This is a genomic window from Pontimonas sp. (genome assembly GCF_031581085.1).
In the GTDB taxonomy this organism is placed as follows: domain Bacteria; phylum Actinomycetota; class Actinomycetes; order Actinomycetales; family Microbacteriaceae; genus Pontimonas.
Genome location: NZ_JAVLBO010000003.1, coordinates 32108 through 53355 on the forward strand (window position 1 = coordinate 32108; position 21248 = coordinate 53355).

At 62.8% G+C, this 21248-nt stretch carries 18 protein-coding genes and 1 tRNA gene; 4 read left to right on the forward strand and 15 right to left on the reverse strand.

What is annotated here, in order from left to right; all coding sequences use genetic code 11:
* Position 1: 1 nt before the first annotated feature.
* The 6 genes from eno to RI518_RS01950 all read right to left on the reverse strand — a co-directional run bounded on the left by eno (position 2) and on the right by RI518_RS01950 (position 8279).
* Entirely contained in the window at positions 2-1285 is a 1284-nt protein-coding gene (gene eno, locus RI518_RS01925; protein WP_310671856.1) for a phosphopyruvate hydratase, read from the reverse strand.
* A 124-nt stretch (positions 1286-1409) separates the two neighbouring features.
* Complete coding sequence (locus RI518_RS01930) at positions 1410-2681, reverse strand: ATP phosphoribosyltransferase regulatory subunit (RefSeq protein ID WP_310689210.1); 1272 nt, start codon at positions 2679-2681, stop codon at positions 1410-1412.
* An 83-nt stretch (positions 2682-2764) separates the two neighbouring features.
* Positions 2765-3415, reverse strand: a complete 651-nt coding sequence (locus RI518_RS01935; RefSeq protein ID WP_310671854.1) for a MazG family protein — start codon at positions 3413-3415, stop codon at positions 2765-2767.
* The gene (mfd, locus tag RI518_RS01940) at positions 3412-6975 is read right to left on the reverse strand and encodes a transcription-repair coupling factor (protein WP_310689211.1); all 3564 of its coding nucleotides are present in this window, start codon (positions 6973-6975) and stop codon (positions 3412-3414) included. Before mfd ends, RI518_RS01935 begins: the two co-directional genes overlap by 4 nt.
* Positions 6976-7016: 41 nt before the next feature.
* Complete coding sequence (pth, locus tag RI518_RS01945) at positions 7017-7619, reverse strand: aminoacyl-tRNA hydrolase (protein WP_310671879.1); 603 nt, start codon at positions 7617-7619, stop codon at positions 7017-7019.
* 3 nt (positions 7620-7622) lie between these two features.
* Positions 7623-8279 (reverse strand): 50S ribosomal protein L25/general stress protein Ctc, encoded by a 657-nt coding sequence (locus RI518_RS01950; protein WP_310671852.1) that lies wholly within the window; start codon positions 8277-8279, stop codon positions 7623-7625.
* A gap of 250 nt (positions 8280-8529) precedes the next feature.
* Here RI518_RS01950 and gndA point away from each other — a divergent pair, with 250 nt between their 5' ends.
* Positions 8530-9978 (forward strand): NADP-dependent phosphogluconate dehydrogenase, encoded by a 1449-nt coding sequence (gndA, locus tag RI518_RS01955; protein WP_310689212.1) that lies wholly within the window; start codon positions 8530-8532, stop codon positions 9976-9978.
* A 28-nt stretch (positions 9979-10006) separates the two neighbouring features.
* On the opposite strand, the gene RI518_RS01960 is transcribed toward gndA, so the two are convergent.
* On the reverse strand, positions 10007-11233 hold the full coding sequence (locus tag RI518_RS01960) for an APC family permease (RefSeq protein ID WP_397428130.1): 1227 nt from the start codon (positions 11231-11233) through the stop codon (positions 10007-10009).
* A gap of 106 nt (positions 11234-11339) precedes the next feature.
* Here RI518_RS01960 and RI518_RS01965 point away from each other — a divergent pair, with 106 nt between their 5' ends.
* The gene (locus RI518_RS01965) at positions 11340-11696 is read left to right on the forward strand and encodes a hypothetical protein (RefSeq protein WP_310689213.1); all 357 of its coding nucleotides are present in this window, start codon (positions 11340-11342) and stop codon (positions 11694-11696) included.
* On the opposite strand, the gene RI518_RS01970 is transcribed toward RI518_RS01965, so the two are convergent.
* The 3 genes from RI518_RS01970 to RI518_RS01980 all read right to left on the reverse strand — a co-directional run bounded on the left by RI518_RS01970 (position 11693) and on the right by RI518_RS01980 (position 14258).
* Positions 11693-12670 carry a ribose-phosphate diphosphokinase gene (locus RI518_RS01970; protein ID WP_310671848.1) on the reverse strand — a complete coding sequence of 326 codons (978 nt, stop codon included), beginning with the start codon at positions 12668-12670 and terminating at the stop codon, positions 11693-11695. The two genes, RI518_RS01965 and RI518_RS01970, sit on opposite strands and share 4 nt — an antisense overlap.
* A gap of 15 nt (positions 12671-12685) precedes the next feature.
* A complete protein-coding gene (gene glmU, locus RI518_RS01975) occupies positions 12686-14122 on the reverse strand; it encodes a bifunctional UDP-N-acetylglucosamine diphosphorylase/glucosamine-1-phosphate N-acetyltransferase GlmU (protein WP_310689214.1) in 1437 nt (478 codons plus the stop codon).
* 64 nt (positions 14123-14186) lie between these two features.
* Positions 14187-14258: transfer RNA gene (locus tag RI518_RS01980), tRNA-Gln, on the reverse strand.
* Positions 14259-14304: 46 nt separating this feature from the next.
* Between RI518_RS01980 and RI518_RS01985 the strand changes: the two genes are divergently transcribed.
* On the forward strand, positions 14305-14820 hold the full coding sequence (locus RI518_RS01985) for a MarR family transcriptional regulator (protein ID WP_310671846.1): 516 nt from the start codon (positions 14305-14307) through the stop codon (positions 14818-14820).
* 73 nt (positions 14821-14893) lie between these two features.
* On the opposite strand, the gene RI518_RS01990 is transcribed toward RI518_RS01985, so the two are convergent.
* The gene (locus tag RI518_RS01990) at positions 14894-16714 is read right to left on the reverse strand and encodes an ABC-F family ATP-binding cassette domain-containing protein (RefSeq protein ID WP_310671845.1); all 1821 of its coding nucleotides are present in this window, start codon (positions 16712-16714) and stop codon (positions 14894-14896) included.
* A 49-nt stretch (positions 16715-16763) separates the two neighbouring features.
* Between RI518_RS01990 and RI518_RS01995 the strand changes: the two genes are divergently transcribed.
* Positions 16764-17396, forward strand: a complete 633-nt coding sequence (locus RI518_RS01995) for a signal peptidase II (RefSeq protein WP_310689215.1) — start codon at positions 16764-16766, stop codon at positions 17394-17396.
* Positions 17397-17482: 86 nt separating this feature from the next.
* Here the strand turns inward: RI518_RS01995 and RI518_RS02000 are convergent, their stop codons facing one another.
* The 4 genes from RI518_RS02000 to RI518_RS02015 form a co-directional block, all read right to left on the reverse strand.
* On the reverse strand, positions 17483-18436 hold the full coding sequence (locus RI518_RS02000) for a 4-(cytidine 5'-diphospho)-2-C-methyl-D-erythritol kinase (RefSeq protein ID WP_310689216.1): 954 nt from the start codon (positions 18434-18436) through the stop codon (positions 17483-17485).
* 66 nt (positions 18437-18502) lie between these two features.
* The gene (locus RI518_RS02005; protein ID WP_310689217.1) at positions 18503-19450 is read right to left on the reverse strand and encodes a hypothetical protein; all 948 of its coding nucleotides are present in this window, start codon (positions 19448-19450) and stop codon (positions 18503-18505) included.
* The gene (rsmA, locus tag RI518_RS02010) at positions 19447-20304 is read right to left on the reverse strand and encodes a 16S rRNA (adenine(1518)-N(6)/adenine(1519)-N(6))-dimethyltransferase RsmA (protein ID WP_310671839.1); all 858 of its coding nucleotides are present in this window, start codon (positions 20302-20304) and stop codon (positions 19447-19449) included. Before rsmA ends, RI518_RS02005 begins: the two co-directional genes overlap by 4 nt.
* Positions 20294-21223: a TatD family hydrolase gene (locus RI518_RS02015; protein WP_310671878.1), complete on the reverse strand. Its 930-nt coding sequence runs from the start codon at positions 21221-21223 to the stop codon at positions 20294-20296. The genes rsmA and RI518_RS02015 overlap by 11 nt, the downstream gene beginning before the upstream one ends.
* Positions 21224-21248 lie beyond the last annotated feature (25 nt).

The window sequence follows — 21248 nt, forward strand, 5'->3', positions numbered from 1 at the left end:
GCTAGCTCGTCGAAAAACGCGGGTACGCCCCAGCCCCCGCGTAGCGGGCTTGGGCGGCCAATTCCTCTTCGATGCGCAGCAGCTGGTTGTACTTTGCGACCCGCTCGCTCCTCGCCGGTGCACCGGTCTTGATCTGACCGCAATTGGTCGCCACCGCAATATCGGCAATCGTGGTGTCTTCGGTTTCACCGGAGCGGTGCGAGAGCACCGCGGTGTATCCGCTGCGCTGGGCGAGTCCCACGGCGTCGAGCGTTTCGCTCAGCGAACCGATTTGGTTGACCTTCACCAGGATCGAATTGCCGGCCTTCTGATCGATTCCCTGAGCCAGTCGCTCCGGGTTGGTGACGAATAAGTCATCGCCTACCAGCTGGACCCTCGAGCCCAGCTTCTCGGTCAAGGCGACCCAGCCGGCCCAATCGTTTTCGTCCAACGGGTCTTCGATGGTCACCAGTGGATAGTCGCCGACGAGGGCTTCGTAGTAGGCGACCATTTCTTCGGCGCTCTTGTGCCCGCCCTCGAATCGGTACGCACCCGATTCGAACATTTCCGTCGCGGCAACGTCCAAACCGAGGGCAATGTCGACACCGGGCCGGAACCCCGCGCGCTCGATTGCTTTGATCAAAAAGTCCAAGGCATCGCGGTTACTGGCCAGTTCCGGGGCAAAACCCCCCTCATCACCCAAACCGGTCTGCAGTCCGGCAGCCTTCAGTTCGGATTTCAAGGCGTGATACGTCTCAGCACCGATCCGGATCGCCTCCGCCATCGAACCCGCACCGATTGGCAAGACCATAAATTCTTGAATATCCACACCCGTGTCGGCGTGGGCGCCGCCGTTGATGACGTTCATCATCGGCACCGGGAGCACATGGGCGTTCGCGCCACCGAGGTACTGGTAGAGGGGAAGGTCGGCTGATTCGGCGGAGGCGTGTGCGATCGCGAGCGATACCCCCAAAATGGAGTTCGCACCGAGGTTGCTCTTGTTCGCCGTCGCGTCGGCATCGATCAGTGCCTGATCAACCGCGCGCTGTTCGCTCGCTTCCATGCCTTCAATGGCGGGCCCGAGGACATCAATCACTGCGGCCACTGCGGACTGCACGCCCTTGCCGAGGTAGCGCGAGGCATCACCATCTCGCAATTCGTAGGCTTCAAATTGCCCGGTCGACGCCCCGGAGGGCACCGCGGCACGGCCGATGGTGCCGTCTTCTAAGAGCACTTCCACTTCGACGGTCGGGTTTCCCCGTGAGTCCAGAATTTCCCTCGCGGTGAGGGCCTCAATTTCGGCCACGACAACGTCCTTCCTGATGGTGTGCTCTGTTGATGATGCGAGCCCAATCCTACTGAGCTGGTGTGCCCTCCAGGCGAAACCGAGAATCTGTTCACGAACGGGCCACCTCGAAAAATGAGTCGTGCTACTCCCCGAGCTCGCGCCAGGTGAGCTCATCGACAGGAGGAACCTCGGATTCCACCTGAGCGACCCGGCTCACTCCGAGGGTTTCTAGTTCCCCAAAGAGCGCCTTCTTATTCTTTTTGGATTGGGCTAAGACCACCGCATGGCCCGACTGAATCAGTTCGGCCTTCACGCCGAGCAGCGCCTGGAGCGGTGTCTGCTCGGTGTAGACCAGGGCCAGGCGGGACGCCCCGGCGTGCCGCCTGGAATCGACCACGTCGATGAGTCGCTCAAACCCGAGAGAAAAACCGCAAGCGGGCACGTCGTCGCCCAAGAATCGACCCACCATTCCGTCGTAGCGACCACCGCCGCCGAGCGATACCCCGAGCTCCGGGTGAAATAGTTCGATGATGCTGCCGGTGTAATACCCCATGCCGCGCACCAACGTCGGATCAAAAACCACTTTCTCGGGCCCAATTCGCCCGGCCACATCAGCCGCCCAGCCCACCAGTTCTGCGGCACTGTCCTCAGTGGCCGACATCAGCTGGGCGATGGCGTGAGCGTCTAACTCGACGGGCTCACTGGCTCGCTCCAGGAAATCTCTCATGGCCCGGGCATCGATCTGACCACCGTGTCGAGTGGTGAGCTCGTCGAGCACACCCTCGATACCCACTTTGTCGAGCTTGTCGAGGGTGATCAGCACCGAGAGGTGCTGATCGGGGGCCACCCCGGCTGCCTCCAGCACAGCGGTGAGGAGTCGCCGATCATTGACCCGGAAACGGTAGCCCGATACGCCAAGCGCGTCGAGGGCGTCCGCGCTGGCGATGAGCAGTTCGCGCTCCGCCAGGGACGACGCCTCCCCCACAATGTCGATATCGCACTGGACGAATTGGCGGTAGCGACCCTTTTGGGGCCGCTCCGCCCGCCACACCGGGGCGATGTGCAGGGCGCGAAACACACTGGGAAGCTCGGCACGGTGAGTCGCCACGTAGCGCGCGAGGGGGACGGTGAGATCAAAGCGCAGACCCAAATCGGTCAACTCATCCAGCGAGGTGACCGCCTGCAGGTCAGCCGTATCGAGTCCACGGCGGAGCACTTGGAAACTGAGTTTTTCGTTATCGCCGCCTAAACCCGAATGCAGGGTGTCGTGTTCTTCCAGGGCGGGCGTATCAATGGGGTCAAAACCGTGTTGTTGATAGCGCTCGGAAATAGTCGCCAACACCGCATCGCGGTGTCGTTTTTCTGCGGGGAGAAAATCCCGCATGCCCCGTGGTGGGCCCGCCTTAGCTGCCATAGCTCCAGTCTCTCACCAGTGTCGGTGACCCGAGTGAGGCCAAGCCGGCCGCGGCGTCGAGTCTGCCCAGGCGCCAAGGGGCCTCAGGGCTGTGGGCGCTGTGCGTCAGCGACGCGCTGCTCAAAATCTCTCAGCGCGCCCCGCAGTGCCTGATCGGCATCGATTCCCTGCGCGTGGGCCTTGGCCACCTGGTGGAGTAACCACCGACCCCACGCGGTCGCCTCCGTGGGTGCGGTCCCGTCCTCTTGCGGTGGTACCTGGTCGATTCGTGCAGCTCGCGTGACTGCGGCCTGAGCTCTGGCCAACCCGGTGAGGCTTCTGGGGACACCGTCTAAGACGCTGGTGCGATTCGACTTTTCACGCCTCTTGATTTCTTGCCAGTTGTCTTTAATGTCCTCAACGCCGTCCACCCGGACATCACCAAAGACGTGGGGGTGTCGTCGACGCATTTTGTCGTTGACCAACCGGGCGACATCGTCGATGTCGAACGGGTCGGTGTCATCCACTCGGGCAATATCGGCGTGAAAGAGGACCTGGTAGAGCACGTCGCCCAATTCTTCGCGCATGCCCTCCCGGTCATCTGATTCGATCGCGTCGACCAATTCGTGGACTTCCTCAATGAGGTATGCCACGAGTGAAAGGTGGTCTTGTTCTCGATCCCACTGACAGCCTTGCGCACCGCGCAGAATCGCCATCGTCTCGATGAGTTCTTCGAGGTGCCGGTGGGTGCTCATGACTCCAGTGTCTCAGCAGCAACAGCCGGCGACTGCGCCAGCGGATAGAGCGCGTCGATGACGCCCTCGACCCACACCACAAGCGCCTGATCACCGGGACGCTCCGGCAGGGGGATGAGCACCACGCGCGCCGGGGCCATGTAGGACCCGGTGGGGTAGAGCCGGCGGAGGCGAACCTGCAGAGAGTCGGGTAGCGGAGGCCCCACCAGTCGAAGTTTTGAACCCATGACCAAGACTTCAGACAGCCCGCTGGCCTGTGCCCGTCGACGCAACCCGGTCACCGCCACCAGGGTCGTCACCGGTGCGGGCAGCGGGCCGTAGCGGTCGGTGAGCTCGTCGACCACCTGGTCGATCAGGCCCTCCTCCGCCAGCGGCGCCGATGCGTGCGAGAGCTTTTGGTAGGCCTCTAATCGCAGTCGGTCGCTGTCGATGTACTCTTCGGGGATTCTCGCGTCGATGGGCAATTCCAGGCGCAGTTCGGTCTGCTCCGGGGTGACCTCCCCGCGGAAGGTACCGATCGCCTCCTGGACCATCCGCAGGTAAAGGTCAAAGCCGACGCCAGCGATGTGGCCGGCCTGTTCACCACCGAGGAGGTTGCCGGCGCCTCGAAGCTCCAAATCTTTCATCGCGATGCTCATTCCCCCACCCAGGTCACTGTGACTGGCGAGGGTTTCCAGGCGTTCGTGCGCGTTGTCACCGAGGGGCACTTCAGAGTCGAAGAGGAGGTAGGCGTAGGCGCGTTCGCGCCCACGCCCCACCCGCCCGCGCAGTTGGTGTAACTGGGAGAGGCCGAACCGGTCGGCGCGTTCGACGATCAGGGTGTTGGCGTTCGTGACGTCAATACCCGTTTCGATGATGGTGGTGGAGACCAACACGTCGTAGTGGCCCTCCCAAAAATCGACCATCACCTGCTCCAGGTCGTTCTCGGCCATTTGGCCGTGGGCGACCGCAATGCGGGCTTCGGGGACCAGGTCGGCGACTTTGCTGGCGACGTCGTAAATCCCCCGCACTCGGTTCGAGACGTAAAACACCTGTCCTTCGCGCAGGAGTTCACGCCGAATCGCCGCGGTGATGTGTTGATCGCTGGTGGGACCCACAAACGTCAGAATCGGGTGGCGATTTTCCGGTGGGGTCTGCAGGGTCGACATTTCTCGAATACCGGTGACCGCCATCTCCAGTGTCCGGGGAATCGGGGTGGCACTCATCGCCAACACGTCCACGTCGCTTCGCAGTTTCTTCAACCGGTCTTTGTGCTCCACACCGAAACGCTGCTCTTCGTCGATGATCAGCAGCCCCAAGTCTTTAAACCGCACCGACTCGGAGAGCAGTCGGTGGGTGCCAATCACCACGTCGATGGTCCCCTCCGCGAGGCCTTTGAGCACCGCTTTGGCTTGGGCCGCGGTGGAAAATCTCGACAGCGACGCCAGTCGCACAGGAAACGGGGCGTAGCGCTCTTGGAAGGTTTCCATGTGCTGGCGCACCAACAGCGTCGTGGGGGCCAACACGGCGACCTGTTTATTGTCCTGCACCGCTTTAAACGCCGCCCGGACCGCGATTTCTGTTTTCCCGAAACCCACATCACCGGCGATGAGCCGGTCCATCGGGATGGGTCGCTCCATATCGGCTTTCACTTCGTCGATGGTCGAGAGCTGGTCCACCGTTTCCACGAATGCAAACGCGTCCTCTAATTCGCGCTGTAGGTCGTTATCGGGAGAAAACGCGAAACCCGGTTGGGCCATGCGTTGGCTGTAGAGCTTCACCAAGTCGACGGCGATATCGCGCACCGCTTTGCGGGCGCGAGACTTTACCCCCGCCCAGTCTGAGCCACCCATTTTGCTCAGCGCCGGAGATTCCCCGCCGACATAAAGACTCAACAAATCCAACTGGTCGGTGGGCACCAGCAACTTATCCGCCGGGCCGCCTCGCTTACTGGGCGCGTATTCCAACACCACAAACTCCCGGGTCGACTTTTTGGCCTCCCGGCCACCCGTCGACACCTCGCGGGTTTGGACTTCCACAAAACGGCCCACACCGTGGGTTTCGTGGACCACATAATCTCCCGGTTGCAACTCGAGGGGGTTGACCCCCTCACGCCGTTTGGCAATCGTCCGCTTCGGTTGGCGCGCCCTGGTCGTGCCAGAGCCCCCGAAGAACTCGTGCTCGCCAAACACCACCAAAGATCGCTCCGGCAGTACAAACCCTCGACTCAGGTCGGCCTGGAGCACACCCACCACTCCCGCCTCCGGGGGTTCGTGGGTGCCCGCAATTTCCCCAGCCGGGATATCCGCGTCGCCGAGGAGGTGAATGGCGCGCTCCACCAGGCCGTGTCCGGCGGCCGCGACAACGACGCTCATCCCCGCGGCGAGGTGGTCGCGCACCGCGGTGAGCACCTCGTGACCGCCGGCAAAATCTGACGACAGCGACTCGGCGTTAATCCGTAAAAGTCCCGGGGCGCCATCATCGAGTTGGTGCAGTGCCCACCACGGCCTACTGCCCGCCTGGTCCAGCACTTGGTCGGGGGTGTAAAACTCACCGGCGTGGAAGTCGATGGGTCGGGACGTATTACCTCCGGCGGCGACCTCCCAGGCGGCTTCCAAAAATTCCCGGTTGGTCTCAATCAGCGATAGTGCTCGAGAGCGCACCCGCTCCGGCTCCAACTCGACAATGTGTGTCTGTTCGGGAAAGAAATCCATGATGGGCACCATCGACTCCAGCAGCACGGGTTGGAGCGATTCCATGCCCTCCACGACAATGCCGGCAGAGATTTTTTCCAACATCCCCTCCACCCCCGGGTACTCGCCCACCAGCTCACCAGCTCGCTGGCGCACGGCATCACTGAGGAGCATTTCGCGCGCCGGGGGAATATCGATTGGCCCGGTAACGGGTTCAATCGAGCGCTGGTCAGCGACCTGGAACCAGGTGAGCTCTTCGATGCTGGAGCCAAAAAAGTCTGCCCGCACCGGGTGGTCGGCCAGCGGAGGAAAAACATCGAGGATGCCGCCTCGAATCGCAAACTCACCGCGCCTCGTGACCAGGTCCACCCGCTGATAGGCCAACTCGGTGAGTAACCGGGCCCACTGCTCTAATCCCAACTGGCTGGCCCCCTGCTGGAGCTGCCCCCAGGGGGCATCAGCCAGCTGGGGGCTCACCGGTTGAATGAGCGCCCGCACCGACGCCACGATCACCAACGGTCGATCCGAATGGTCCTCCGGGTGGGTCAGTGCCCGAATGGCCGAGAGCCTTCTGCCGACCGTTTCCGGGTGGGGGCTCAAGCGCTCGTGGGGCAGTGTCTCCCAGGGGGGCAAATCCCACACTCTCGGTTCACCACCGGTTGCGAGGCTGCCACTGGTGAGGCTGTGGCGGACCTGGTCGGCTTCTCGAGAGCTCGGGGTGACGACCAGGACCACATTCGGGTGCTGTGGCGAATCGAGGAGGGTGTGAATGAGTGGCACGTGCAGAGCACGCGGGGCCACCGCGTGGGTGCGCACCGCAGCCGACGACAGCAGCGCGCGGATAGAGGAATCCTCCGCGAGGGCGGGGGCGAGGGTGTGCGAACTCACTCCTGGAAGTGTACGACCGGTTGCGACATATCCGCTGTGGCCTAACCGGATTGGTGAAAGCGCTGCTGGGCAGCCTCTAAGCCCTCGGCGATTACCAGCTCCGCCGCGTCGATTGCCGCCACGCGCACCCGGTCGACGTCCGCCGCTTCGGCTGTGGCGAAGCGGCGCAGGACATAATCAGCGGGATCCATCCGCCCGGGGGGCCTGCCCACGCCCACCCGGACGCGCAGGAAGTCCGGTGTTCCAAGCGCCTTGCTGATGTCGCGCAAGCCGTTGTGGCCGCCGTGGCCGCCACCGCGTTTGAGTCGAAGGGTGCCCACCGGAAGATCCAAATCGTCGTGAATCACGATCACCCGCTCGGGTGTGGTCGAAAAGTATCGCACCAACGCCGACACCGGAGCACCCGACGTATTCATGTACCCGGCGGGCACCGCCAACACGAGAGGCCGGCCGGGAACTTTTACCACGTCCCCAAAGGATTTCAGCCGTTTCAGACCCAGGCCCTGGTCCTTCGCCCAGTCGGTGACCACATCCTGACCGACGTTGTGCCGGGTGTGGGCGTATTTGTCGCCCGGATTACCCAATCCGGCGACGAGCCAGGGGGCCGAATCGGCTTCGCCCCCCTTGCCGCGTCGAAAAAACAGTGCCTACTCCTCGCTGGAGGACTCACCCGACGACTCCTCCGAGGAGTCGCCGTCACCGCTGGCACCAGCAGAATCGCCCGCCGCGCCCTCTTCGGTGGAATCCTGGGGTTCCTCCTCCACATCACGCGGAACATAGATGGAGAAGATGAGAGCGTCCGAGTCGCTGACCAGGGTGGAGCCTTCGGGAAGCGCCAGTTCACCGGCGTGAATTTGGGTGCCCTCGGTCATCCCCTCGACGTCGACGATGACCCACTCGGGAATGTTGGTCGCCTCGGCTTCGACGGTCACCGACATGTTTTCGTACTGAATCATCGTGCCGGTGAAGGGTTCGCCCTCCAGGTGAACGCCGATGTCGACGGTCACTTTCTCACCCTTTCGCACGACGACCATGTCGACGTGTTCGATGATTTGGCGCACCGGATCGCGCTGAACGTCTTTGACCAACACGAGCTTCTTGCCCTCTTCGAGGTTGAGCTCCAACAGGGCGTTGGCGCGACGCGCCACCAGCATCATTTCGTGGGCGGGCAGCGACACGTGCATCGGAGCATCTCCGTGGCCGTAGACGACGGCGGGCACTTTGCCGGCCACGCGCAGTTTCCTCGCAGCGCCTTTTCCAAACTGGGCACGCGTCTCGGCGACCATCTGCTGATTTTCAGCCATTACTACTCTCTCCTTTGTCGGGCCGGGGCCCGGTATGTCAATTCTCGACTCGAACGCCGAAGCGTGAGGAGAGACCGTGTGCCTCGCCTACCGCGTCGATTACGGAACCTGTGCTCCCTCGCCGAAGTACCTGGCAAAGTGTAGCGGACAGGTACGCTCGTTAGCGACTTGGGTTGTGACCGGATCGCCCCACAGGCGCCACACCCAGCACACGTCACAAGCTGCGACCCGCAGAGCATGAGGAGAAGGCATGAGTCAGGCAAATATTGGTGTCGTGGGTCTGGCGGTAATGGGCTCCAACCTGGCGAGAAATCTCGCCAGTCGGCCCGGCAACACGGTCGCCATCTACAACCGCTCGGCGGACAAAACTCGTGACCTGGCTGCGGCCCACCCCGAAGCCGGATTCGTCAGTACCGAAACGATCGAAGAGTTTGCACAGAGCCTCAGTACCCCCCGCACGGCCATCATCATGGTGCAGGCAGGTCCCGCCACCGATCAGGTGATCGCACAGCTGGCCGACGTGTGTGAACCGGGCGACATCATCGTCGATGGCGGAAACGCGCACTTCACCGACACGATTCGACGCGAAGCCGAACTAGCAGCCAGGGGTCTGAACTTTGTGGGAGCGGGCATTTCCGGAGGCGAAGAGGGGGCCCTCAATGGGCCGTCGATCATGCCGGGTGGCTCCGCTGAGGCGTGGAAGACCCTGGGGCCCATTTTGGAATCTATTGCGGCGGTCGCTGACGGTGAGCCCTGCGTGACCCACGTCGGCACCGACGGTGCCGGACATTTCGTCAAAATGGTCCACAACGGCATCGAATACGCCGACATGCAACTCATCGCCGAAGCGTATGACCTGCTTCGACACGCGGCGGGTCTTGACCCCCAGGAAATTGCCGATGTCTTTCGCCGATGGAATACCGGCGTGCTGGAGAGCTACCTCATCGACATCACCGCGGAAGTGCTCGGCCACGTCGATCAGGCCACCGCGAAACCCCTGGTCGACGTGATCGTCGACCAGGCCGGTTCGAAGGGCACCGGGGTGTGGACGGTGCAAAGCGCGGTCGGTCTTGGTGTACCGGTGACCGGTATCGCCGAAGCCGTGTTTGCCAGAGCGATTTCTTCGTCCGGTGCGTCGCGCGCCGCCGGTGTGGGCCTTCCTGGTCCGAGCCCCGAGGCCGACGACTCGCAGAAGGCTGTAGACGACGTCGAGGGCTTCATTGACATGGTCGAACAGGCCCTCTACGCCTCCAAAATCGTCGCCTACTCCCAGGGTTTTGACGCCATCGCCCACGCGGCCACCGAATACCACTGGTCAATCGATCGCGGGGAAATTGCCCGAATTTGGCGCGCGGGGTGCATCATCCGCGCCCAATTCCTCGACCGCATCACCGAGGCCTACCGGGAGCAACCAGAGCTTCCCCTCCTGCTCACTGCGCCCTATTTCCGCAGTGCGCTGACCGACGCTCAACCAGCGTGGCGCCACGTCATCCAGACGGCCGTGGCCGCGGGGATTGCGACCCCGGCCTTTAGCTCCTCCCTGGCCTACTACGACCAGATTCGCCGCGAGCGCCTACCGGCAAGCCTGATCCAAGGCCAGCGAGACTTCTTTGGCGCCCACACCTACCGGCGTATCGACGCCGAGGGGGCCTTCCACACCGACTGGTCCGCCGATCGATCAGAAGCCCGCGTCGACTAATCCGAGACGCAGGTCGACCGGCGCAGAATTAGCCGACGGGGGTTGCTCGTCGCCGGCGGATAATCCCGGCGATGACAAACCAGAAAACGCCCGCGAGTGCCCAGAGCACGCCGGCGATGAGCGACGTCGTCGGCAGGCTCACGACTAACACCACGCATAAGACCAGACCCAGGGCGGGCACCACCGGAGACAAAAACCGCTCTGATCGAGGTTGAGCGAGTGCGCTGTAATGGCCGATGGCGTAGTAGCCGAGCACACCTGTCCCCGAGAGTCCCACCAACCACAGCGGGTCGGTGACCAACACCAAAACGATCGCTCCGATCGCGACCGCGATTTCGGAAAAGAGCGGACCTTTAGTCGACGCGGACAGCCTCGCGAGTACGCCCGGGAGGTCGCGGTGGCGGGCCATCTGCAGGCTGGTCCTACTCAGCCCGGCAAGGATTGCCAGAAGTGACCCCAGCGAGGCCACTAAGGCCAGGAGCCCGACCATCCAGCCCGAGTCTGCCGAGACCATCTCGGTGAGGGGCGCTTGACTCACTCCGCCTCGAGAAAAGGTCGGGATAAGGGCCAGCGCGAGCAGGGCATACAGGGCTAAGACAACGACCAGTGCACCGATGATTGCCCGGGGAAGGGTTCGCACAGGATCTCGCACCTCTTCGCCCAACGTCGCCATCCTCGCGTAGCCGGCAAAAGAGAAGAACATTAATCCGGCAGCGGTCAGTACCCCCCAACCGGGCGCTGCCCCAAACGTCATCGACACACCCTGCGAGGCAATGGTCGGCACCGTGAGGACCAGTAAGCCGATGATCACTACCGCCACAATGGCGATACTGAAGGTTGCGGTGGTGCGGATTCCACTGATGACCACCGCGCTGAAGGCCACAATGAAGGCCACGGCGAGAGGTCGCGGCTGATCGGGCAACACATACGTTGCGGCGATCAGGGCAATCGCCGCCGCGGAGGCGGTCTTTCCGGTAAGAAACAGCCAGCCGGCCAGAAAACCCACAAATTCCCCGCGGTAGGCGCGGCCATACGAGTAAATACCGCCCGAGACCGGCACGCGAATCGCCAACTGGGTGGTGACGAGGCCGTTTAAGGTGGCGACGGTCGCCGCCAGTGCCAGCGACACGAGCATCCACTCCCCGGCGAGATTCCACGCGGGGGTCCACACATAAAACACCCCGGCACCCACCATGGCCGCCACACCGATTGCCATAGAACCGGGTACACCCAGCCGACGCTCTAAAGCCTGCACAGCGCGAGCTTAAAGCCCAAATGTGAACACTCTCGGAACCACCCTCCTAGGCTGGTGGGGTGATGTGGTCGATACAGCAAAGCCTTCAGAATGTCTGATCCCGAGCATGTCTGATGCGCTTCCCGACGAGCTGTGGCCGGACGACGATTCGCGGCCCATTCGCAGTCATCGAAAAAAACGCGTCCTGCGCACCGTCGCCCTGGTCGGTTTAGGCCTGTTGGTCCTCCCGGGTCTGCTCGGGTCGTTAGGGCAAGCCAACCGTTCTGCCGCCTACGCCTGCGAAATTGCCCGCCAGTATTACGCCCCTAACGCCCCCGGTGTCGACGCCAGGTTCGCACTATTGCCGCTGAGCGCAGCCGGGTGGCAATGCTATGTCCCAGTCGGTGGCGAACAAGAGTTGCTCATTGCCACCCTCGGCCCCATTCCGGGGTTTCCCAACCTGCGACCGGTGACGGGTACCTAAGCCTGACCGTCGAACATCGAGGTCACGGAACCGTCGTCGAAGACTTCGCGAATGGCTCTGGCCAGCAGTGGCGCAATCGGCAAAATCGTCAGCCGGTCCCACTTTTTGGAATCCGGTAGTGGCAGCGTGTCCGTGACGACGACCTCGTCGATCGCCTCGGATTGCAACACTTCTGTAGCCGGGTCGGAAAATACGGCGTGGGTCGCGGCGACCACGACGCTTTTTGCTCCGGCATTTTTCAGCGCTTCCGCAGCTTTTTGAATGGTGCGACCGGTGTCGATTAAATCGTCGACCAGCAGACACACTCGCCCTTCCACATCACCCACAATTTCGTGAACCGAGACTTGGTTGGGCACCTGGGGGTCGCGGCGTTTGTGAATGATCGCCAGGGGTGCACCCAACTTGTCACTCCAAATATCGGCTACTCGCACCCGACCCATGTCGGGGCTCACAATGGTGAGCTCGTCGATGTTGAGTTTCTCCCGAAAGTGCTCCAGGAGGACCGGCATCGAGAAGAGGTGGTCGACGGGACCGTCGAAAAACCCTTGGATCTGAGCGGCGTGCAAGTCGACACTCATAATCCGGTCGGCACCGGCTGCTTTAAACATGTCGGCGACGAGTCGAGCCGAAATCGGTTCACGACCGCGCCCCTTCTTGTCCTGGCGCGCGTAGGGATAAAACGGCGCGACGACGGTGATGCGTTTCGCGCTGGCGCGCTTCAGGGCATCGACCATGATCAGCTGCTCCATCAACCATTCGTTGATGGGGTAGCTGTGGGCCTGGATGACAAAGGCATCACAGCCTCGAACGCTCTCGCCGTAGCGGGCATAAATCTCGCCGTTGGCAAACGTCCGATTTTCGCTCGCGAGGACCTCACTGCCCAGCTGTGTCGCCACGTCTTCGGCGAGCTTCGGGTGGGCCCTCCCCGAGACGATAATCAGATTTTTCTTATTCGGAGTGGAAATGTGGCCCATGTCGTCCTCGCTGATCTACTGGGAATCTGGTGTGGTGCGGGAATTCTCGGCCGCTTCGGCCGACGCGGTGCCGGGTCGATGGGTACCCACCCAGCCCTCAACGGTGCGCACGCTCACGGGTGCCACCGCGAGCGCCCCGGCGGGAACATTGCGGCGAATCGTGGTGCCCGCGGCGGTGTAGGCACCGGCACCCACCTCGACGGGTGCCACAAAGACGTTGTCGGAACCCGTTTTTGCGTGCGGGCCGATCACGGTGCGGTGTTTGTTGACCCCGTCATAGTTGGCGGTGATGCTGCCTGCCCCGATATTCGCCCCCTCGCCGATGTCGGCGTCGCCGATATAACTCAAGTGTGGCACTTTTGCTGCTTTGCCGATGGTCGCGTTCTTCGTCTCGACAAACGCGCCGACTTTGCCGCCCTCCTCGATCACCGTGCCGGGGCGCAGGTACGAAAAGGGTCCCACTGTCGCTCCGGCGGCAATCACTGCGGAATCGACAACACTGCGTTGAATTCGTGCTCCCTGTCCCACCCGGGCGTTACTCAGGGTGCAGTCGGGCCCGATCGTGGCGCCGTGATCGATGTGACAGGAGCCCTCGAGCGCCACCCCCGGGAGGACGGTCACGTCCTGGTCGAGCTGGACCGACAGGTCAATCCAGACCGACTCCGGGTCTGTGATACTCACTCCATCTCGCTGCCAGCCGCGCACAATCATGGTGTTGAGTCGCCGCTGCATGGCCTGGAGTTGGATCCGATCGTTGACCCCCTCCACCAGCCACGAATCTTCCACCACGACGGCGTGAACGAGGCCTGAGTCTGCCGCCAGCTGGCCCACCACGTCGGTCAAGTACTTTTCGCCCTGCGCATTTGCGGTATCGAGCCGAGGCAGGCCCTTCGCCAGGGCGTCACGACGCGCCACATACACGCCGGCGTTCACCTCCTGGAGGGTGCGCTGCTGCTCATCGGCGTCCGCCTCTTCGACGATGTGGCTGACGGTGCCATCCTCTCGTCTGATGATGCGACCGTAGCCGGTCGGGTCGTCGTGAATGGTGCTGAGCAGGGTCACTTCGGCTGCCGCGTCACGGTGAAAGCCGAGCATCGCCTCGATGGTCTCCGAGTCGAGAAGGGGAACATCGGCGCTCAGAATGACCACGTTGTCGACGTCGTCGCCCACGGCCTCCAGCGCGAGTTCCACGGCGCGGCCCGTTCCGGGGACATCATCCTGGTGGACAATCTGAGCGTCATCGGCGTACTCCTCGACCGCCTCTCGCACCCGCTCTGCCTCGTGGCGCACCACCACGAGGGTCTGCTGGGGTCCCAGCGCCTCAGCGGTGGCCAACACGTGGCCGATCAGGGGAATACCCGCGAGGGGGTGGAGCACCTTGGGGGTCGTGGATTTCATCCTGGTACCCGCGCCTGCCGCCAACACGACGACGGCCAACGAGGAGGGGCTCATGCCCTCTATTTAAGTGCATGGCTCGCACATTGACCGCAGACAAGCGGGAAACTCCCACATCCCGCTCCGCCCCCAGGATTCGAACCTAGACCTAACAGCTCCAAAGGCTGTCGTGCTGCCGTTACACCAAGGCGGAATGTGTCGCTCGTGGTTCTAGTCTGCCAGACCACGATAATGGTTAAATGTCGGCTGCCCGCGATGATGTCGATCGAATTATTGCCGCCTGGGCCCAAGAACGCGCCGATTTGGACCTCGCCCCGTTGGGTGTCCTATCGCGGGTCACACGCATCGCCAAACATCTCGACCGGCTTCGACGCCGAGTCTTTAGCGCCCACGGTTTAGATGTGTCAGCTTTTGACGTCCTCGCCACCCTTCGACGCTCGGGTGAGCCCTACCAGCTAAGCCCCACCGTGCTCAGACAGCAGACGATGGTCACCAGCGGGGCGATGACCAACCGGATTCACCGGTTGGTCCAGCGCGGTCTGGTGACGAGGACCGCTGACAGCGATGACGGCAGGCGCGCTGTGGTGGGCTTGACCCCCGAGGGTCGAGGGGTGGTCGACCGCGCGTTGGCCGATTTGCTCCAGGAGGAACAACGCGCTCTGCGCGGCTTAAGCGCCTCTGATCGAACGGCACTGAGTAACCTGCTGCGCACGCTCAGCGTCGAAATTAGCGACGCGGACCGAGCCGACGACTAACGCTTGGCGCTCCCCCTCTCCTCAGCCCACTCTCCTCAGCCCACATCTCGCCACCACCATCAGTGTGTCCGGCTTAGCTGTCTGGTTCGAGAAGTGCGGTGAGTTCCAACCACCGCGCCTCGCGCTCAGAGATTTCCTGGTCGAGCGCCTCGACTCTTGCCGTCAACGCGCTCAATGGCTCCCAGTCGCGAGGGTCAATCCCGGCCATTTCCTCGACCAGGCTCTCCCGCTCGGTCTGTAATTTCACCAGCCGTCTATCGATTTGGGCTCTTTCTTTCTCCGCCAGCCGGTGTTCCTTACTGCCGGGGGCAAGCGCCGGGGAGGGTGCGGGGGACGCATTCGGTGCGGTGGCCGCCTGGGCGGTGGGGGCTTTTTCAGACGAATTGGACGAAGTGGTCGGGCGCAGTTGCAGGTATTCGTCGATTCCTCGGGGAAGGTGGCGCAACTTTCCCTCCAGGAGGGCGTATTGCTGGTCGGTGACCCGCTCCACCAGGTAGCGATCGTGCGAGACGACAATCATGGTGCCCGGCCAGGAATCCAGCAGGTCTTCCAGCGCGGTCAACATATCGGTGTCGAGGTCGTTGGTGGGTTCATCGAGCAGGAGCACGTTGGGTTCGGCCAGCAACTGGACGAGGATGTTCAAGCGTCGACGCTGACCGCCAGAGAGCCTCGACACGTACTGCGAGAGGGTGGCGGAGCCAAAACCGAGCTGTTCGAGCAGGTAGCTGGGAGTGTATTCGGCTTTGCCCGCCACATAACTGGTCTTGTGATCGGCAACCAAGTCCGCGACTCGTTTGTCCCACCACGGCTCCAAACCACCATCGCGCTGATCTAAGCTGCCGATTTTGACCGTCTTACCGCGTTTAATGCGTCCCTGGCTCGGTTGGAGGCTTCCCTCCAAAATGCGCAGCAGGGTCGTTTTGCCCTGCCCGTTGGCGGCGACAATTCCGGTGCGCTCACCGGGGGCAATATTCCAGGTAATCCCGCGCAAGACATCGTTGTCGTCGTATCCCGCCCAGACCTCGTCGAGTTCCAGCACGGTTTTGCCCAGACGCTGGGTGGCGAGCCTGGACAGGCTCACCTGGTCGCGCGGCGGCGGTTCGGTGGCAATCAGGCTCTCGGCCGCCTCGATACGAAACTTCGGCTTGGTGGTCCTCGCCGGCGCTCCGCGTCGAAGCCAGGCGAGTTCCTTGCGCAGCAGGTTTTGACTGCGGGCAAAACGCACCTGCTCCTGTCGACCCCGCTCCATTCGCTGCAGGATGTAGGCGGCGTAGCCGCCTTCGTAGGCAGAAATCTGCTGGCGGTTGACTTCCCAGGTCTGATCGGTGACTTGGTCGAGAAACCAGCGATCGTGGGTGACGACAACCAGCGCCGAATCGTTTCGGGCAAAGCGTCTCTTCAAGTGTTCAGCGAGCCAGGACACGCTCGCGATATCCAAATGGTTGGTCGGCTCGTCGAGCATCAACACATCCCAGTCGTGAATGAGGGTCGAGGCTAAGCTCACCCGCCGGGTCTGGCCCCCACTGAGCTCACTGACGGGAGCGTCGTAGTCAATATCGCCCAACACCCCACCCAATACGTCTCGGATTTTGGGGTCTCTCGCCCACTGGTGGTCGTCGACCTCGCCCACCACCGCCTGCAACACACTGTGCTCGCCGCCTAGTTGATCCGACTGGTCGACGTAGCCGATGCGCAGGCCTTTGCGGGCGATGACCTCGCCGCGATCGGGCTCGATTCGACCCGATAGGAGCTTCAGCAGGGTCGACTTTCCCTCGCCGTTTCGACCCACAACGCCGATTCGATCACCGGCGCTCAGCGCCGCGGAAATTCCCGCAAAAACCTCGCGCGTGGGATACTCGAGGTACACCGACTGGGCTCCAAGCAGATGTACCACCTGCAAAGCCTAGTCTGGCCCCCTTGGTCGAGACAGTGAGGAACCCCCGGTGCGACGATTTCTTGGACCGATTCTCATCGCCGTTCAGGCAGTGCTCTGGATTGTGATCGACCAGTGGTCCAAATGGTGGGCCGAATCGGAACTCGAGTTTCGCGAATATGTCCCCCTGTGGGGTGAGCTTTTTGGCTTCCGCCTGGTCTATAACCCCGGTGCGGCGTTTGGTATCGCCGCCGATTACACCTGGGTTCTCTCCATCGTCGCCGCCCTCGCCGTCGTCGGCCTGGTGTGGTTTAGCCTCAGCACCCGGCACTGGTTGTGGGCAATCGGAATGGGCGCGATGACCGGCGGGGCCATCAGCCACCTCGGCGACCGACTCTTCCGAGAGCCAGGATTTGCGATCGGACACATCGTCGACTTTCTCGACTACGCAGGCTTCTTTGTGGGCAATGTGGCCGATATTGCCCTCGTGGGGGGAGCCATCGTGTTGGTTCTCGCGAGTCTCATCGGAGCACCCCGGGAAGGCCAAGCCCCGCAGGCGGAGGCCGCCTGGTCCCCGGCAGACTCCGACGAGGACTCATCGAGGGCAGTCGATGCCGACCACTCGGAAGGCCAGAGCCCCTCGGGAGCCCAGAACGCCTCGGGGCGCGAGACCCACGATGCGGGCGAACCCGATCGTCTCTGACCCCCGGATCTGGGCAGAAAGCCAAGCCGCACCTGGCCGCCGGGGCAGACTCCCCGGTTAGCGGGCGATGTCTGCGGTGGGGGTAATCACGCTCTGGGTGTAATCACGCTCTGGGTGACAACCGGCGCATAACCCTGGGCGCCGAGCGTGCGGGCGATTGACTCCGCGTGGTCGCCATCCCGAGCGATACCCCACACCGTGGGACCAGAACCCGACACCATGGCCCGAAGCGCCCCGGCAGCTTCCACATCGCCCAAGATGGCCGATAGTTGCGGCTGCAATTGGCGGGCTGGCTCTTCCAAATCGTTGTGCAGTAGGGGGGCAAGCCGCCGGGCATCCCCCTCCAGCCAGGCCTCGAGGAAGCCATCGGGTAGTGCAGCGGGAAGCGCGGGTGCCACAGCGCCCGCATCGAAGCGGCGATAGACCGCCGCCGTGGACAGCTCGAATGTGGCCGGCACAATCACCAGGTGTAGCGGTGCCCGGGGGGACACGACGCTCAGGTCGACCCCCCTGCCGCGTCCAACAGCGCTGCCACCCTGAAGACAAAATGGCACATCAGAGCCCAGCTGGGCCGCGGTGGCGCTCAACTGCGCCTCGGACGGCGTCGGCTGCCACCACTGGGCCAGCGCCAACAGTGTCGCGGCGGCATCGGCTGAGCCACCAGCCATGCCCCCCGCGACCGGGACTGATTTATCGATTGCAATCGACACGGCGATGTCGTCTGATTCGCCGCGAGCGCGCGCGAGACTCTCCAGCGCCTGCCAGGCGATATTGTCTGGGCCCAGGGGCACCCCAGAACAGTCGACACTGCCCGCGCACTGGAGGCTGAGCGACGGCGCTTCGCTGAGCGTGACCGTTTCCCACACATCCACCGCCTGAAAGGCGGTGAGCAGTGGGTGATAGCCGTCGTCGTCTAGTGGACCGACCCAGAGCCCCAGATTAATTTTGCCCGGGGCGCGTGCTGAGACAGAGGGCCTGGCAGATTGGCCGGCAGATTGGCCGGCAGAGCGCCCGGTGGGGCGTGTGTGCGCCTGGCTCATACGCCCGAGCCTAGCGCCCGCCCCGCCCGAGCCAGGCGATGGGGAGCCGGACTGGGGTGTGGGTAATCAGGTGTTCTCCCCCGCGAGGATCTCTCTGGTGATCGATCGGTAGACCAACAACCCCATCGCTTCAATGGAGGCCTGGCCCATGACGACAAAGGGCACCAATCCCCAGATGTCTTGATCGAGTGCGAGCGTGATCGGAAGAATGACGAGGCCTCCTCGTCCGACCGCGGCGATCAAAATCGCGCGACGCTTATCCACCGTGACGCCGACGAGACCTGCCGCCAACAAACTGAGTGGCGCCATCAACACTAAAAAGGCGATCGAGAGGGGCACCAACCAACTGAGTTCGCTGAGGCGCTCGGCCAGACCCGGGGTTTTATCCCAGGCCGTGACGAAGAAGGCAAACGCTGCCCACCAGACGATCAGGCGCGGCAGCAGCACAAGCTCAGGGGTGGCATCCCGGCGCTTCCAGCGCCACTGGATGACCGCGCTGATGATCACCGGGGTCACAATCACGCCCACAATGGGAAGGAGCGTGGGGGGAATATCACTCCACTGGAACACGCCACCGCTCAGCAGAATGGTGAGCGGTGGGACCACGATGAGTTGCCCGGCCAGTAGCAGCGGAGTCACCCCCAACACACTCTCTGCGTCTCCGCCGGCGCCTCGAATGATGGGCAAAATCAGCGCCACACCGGGCGCGAGGAGCACCAAGAGCAGTCCCACCTGCAATTCGGCGGTGTGCCAGACAACCCGGGAGAGGATAAACGCGAGCAGGGGCACGGCCAACACATTGATCGCGACCAACGCCCGCCACACCCGGGCTTGACCGGTCACCCGACCGAGCGACATGAGCGGCAGGGCGAGTGCGAGGTGGAAAATCACGACCGCGTGCACGATCAGCAACACCCACAGCGGCAGTGCGAACGGCAGCGGTGCGACCCACCCCATGAGTACCCCCGCGCCTAAACCGGCCGGTAGCCACAACAGGGGAACCGAAGAGTTCACGACGCCGACTCCAACCAGGCATCGAGGGCGACAAAGTTGTCCAGACTCCACGTCTCGCAGCGACTGGTGGGATCTAAGCCCGCGGATTCGATGGCCAGAGTGGCGTCGTTGACCCCACCCAGTTGCTCGGCGAGGGCTTGGCGCGACATTTTGCGCCTGGTGCGAAAGCCCGCATCGATGAGGCGAAAAACCCGCCTGCGGGTGGCTTCATCGCCCACCGGAGGGTGGGCGTGCATGCCCACAAGTACCGAATCGACCCGCGGCTCGGGCCAAAACACTTTGCGAGAAATGCTCGATTCAATCGACCAGTCGCCCCACCACGCGCTTTTCACACTGGGTGAGCCGTAATGCGTCGTGTCGGGTTTCGCGGCAATACGCCACCCCACCTCTGCTTGAACCATCACCAGTACGCGCCGAAACCCGGGGTGCAGGCTCAACAGGTGGATGACCACGGGCACCGCCACGTTATAGGGCAAATTGGCCACTAAGTAGTCGGCTGGAGCGGGGAGTGTGCTCACCCCGAGCGCGTCCGCGCAGAGCACGTCGAGCTGTGCGCCTGGAAGCCTGGCAGCCACCACGTCGGTTGTCGCCCGTGCAAGCCGAGGGTCGATTTCTATCGCGGTGACGACTGCCCCCGCATCGAGCAGGCCCAGGGTGAGCGAGCCAAATCCAGGGCCGACTTCCACAACGTGGTCGCCCTCCCCGACACCGGAAAGGTGGACGATTTTGCGCACCGTGTTGGCATCGCCCACAAAGTTTTGCCCTTTGGACTTGTGCGGGCTGAACTCATACGACTCGGCGAGCTCACGAATGTCTCGCGCCTGGAGATACACCCCGCGGGCGTCAGGAGGCATGGAAACGTGAGGGTTCTAATTCGTCCCAGGGTTCCCCGGTAATCGGGTTGGTTCGGATTGTGGGGGGGTTATCGTCCCACCGGCCATACACGTCGAACGTGTTGTCCGTGATGTGGGCGGCTAAGACGTCGACATCGGTGTCCAAGTGTGTGGCCATAAAGCGCAGAGTGTGCGGAATGAGGTACGGGCTGTTGGGTTTTCCGCGGTGTGGAGTCGGGGTCAAAAACGGTGTATCCGTCTCGATCAGGATGTGCGACTTATCGATGACCGCCAGGGATTCTTGAACCCCTTTGGCGTTACCAAACGTCACCGTCCCGGCGAACGAGGCATACCAACCGTGGGCGTTGAGAATCTCGGCCAATTCCCGGTCGCCGCTGTAGCAGTGGAACACGGTGCGCTCGGGAGCGCCCTCCTTGATCAGAGTGTCCACCACATCCTGGTGGGCGTCTCGGTCGTGAATCTGCAGTGCAAGATTGTGGGCTTTGGCTAACCGAATGTGTTCGATAAAGCTTCGACGCTGAGGCTGTTGCATCGGCCCTTCCGTCCGGAAAAAATCGAGACCACTTTCACCGATGGCCACCACCCGCGGCCTCTTGGCTAAATCATCAATGACCTGCAAAGCGTCATCCAGCGTGCCCTTCTGGTGAAGCTCGGGCGCCTCATTGGGGTGAATGGCGACAGCGGCGAGTACCCGCGGCTCGGTGGCGGCCACATCGGCAGACCACAGTGACGTGGGGACATTGGTGCCCACTTGGACGACACCCTGGACGCCCACTGAGCCGGCACGATCTAAATGTTCGCGAAAATCGAGCGGATTTTCCCCGTCCGCGATTTCGAGGTGGGCGTGGTTATCAAACACCCCCACGTCGAGTGCCTCCGGAATCGGCGGGTAGTCTTCCCGGCGGTCGCTCGCTTCCATCGACCCGCGGGTTCGCAGGTGGGCG

Excerpts from the sequence above, each read along its gene's own strand:
- RI518_RS01930 (WP_310689210.1), bottom strand. The coding sequence starts at position 2,681 with ATGGCAGCTAAGGCGGGCCCACCACGGGGCATGCGGGATTTTCTCCCC.
- RI518_RS01935 (WP_310671854.1), bottom strand. The coding sequence starts at position 3,415 with ATGAGCACCCACCGGCACCTCGAAGAACTCATCGAGACGATGGCGATT.
- RI518_RS01950 (WP_310671852.1), bottom strand. The coding sequence starts at position 8,279 with ATGGCTGAAAATCAGCAGATGGTCGCCGAGACGCGTGCCCAGTTTGGA.
- gndA (WP_310689212.1), top strand. The coding sequence starts at position 8,530 with ATGAGTCAGGCAAATATTGGTGTCGTGGGTCTGGCGGTAATGGGCTCC.
- RI518_RS01965 (WP_310689213.1), top strand. The coding sequence starts at position 11,340 with ATGTCTGATGCGCTTCCCGACGAGCTGTGGCCGGACGACGATTCGCGG.
- RI518_RS01970 (WP_310671848.1), bottom strand. The coding sequence starts at position 12,670 with ATGGGCCACATTTCCACTCCGAATAAGAAAAATCTGATTATCGTCTCG.
- glmU (WP_310689214.1), bottom strand. The coding sequence starts at position 14,122 with ATGAGCCCCTCCTCGTTGGCCGTCGTCGTGTTGGCGGCAGGCGCGGGT.
- RI518_RS01985 (WP_310671846.1), top strand. The coding sequence starts at position 14,305 with ATGTCGGCTGCCCGCGATGATGTCGATCGAATTATTGCCGCCTGGGCC.
- RI518_RS02000 (WP_310689216.1), bottom strand. The coding sequence starts at position 18,436 with ATGAGCCAGGCGCACACACGCCCCACCGGGCGCTCTGCCGGCCAATCT.
- rsmA (WP_310671839.1), bottom strand. The coding sequence starts at position 20,304 with ATGCCTCCTGACGCCCGCGGGGTGTATCTCCAGGCGCGAGACATTCGT.
- RI518_RS02015 (WP_310671878.1), bottom strand. The coding sequence starts at position 21,223 with ATGGAAGCGAGCGACCGCCGGGAAGACTACCCGCCGATTCCGGAGGCA.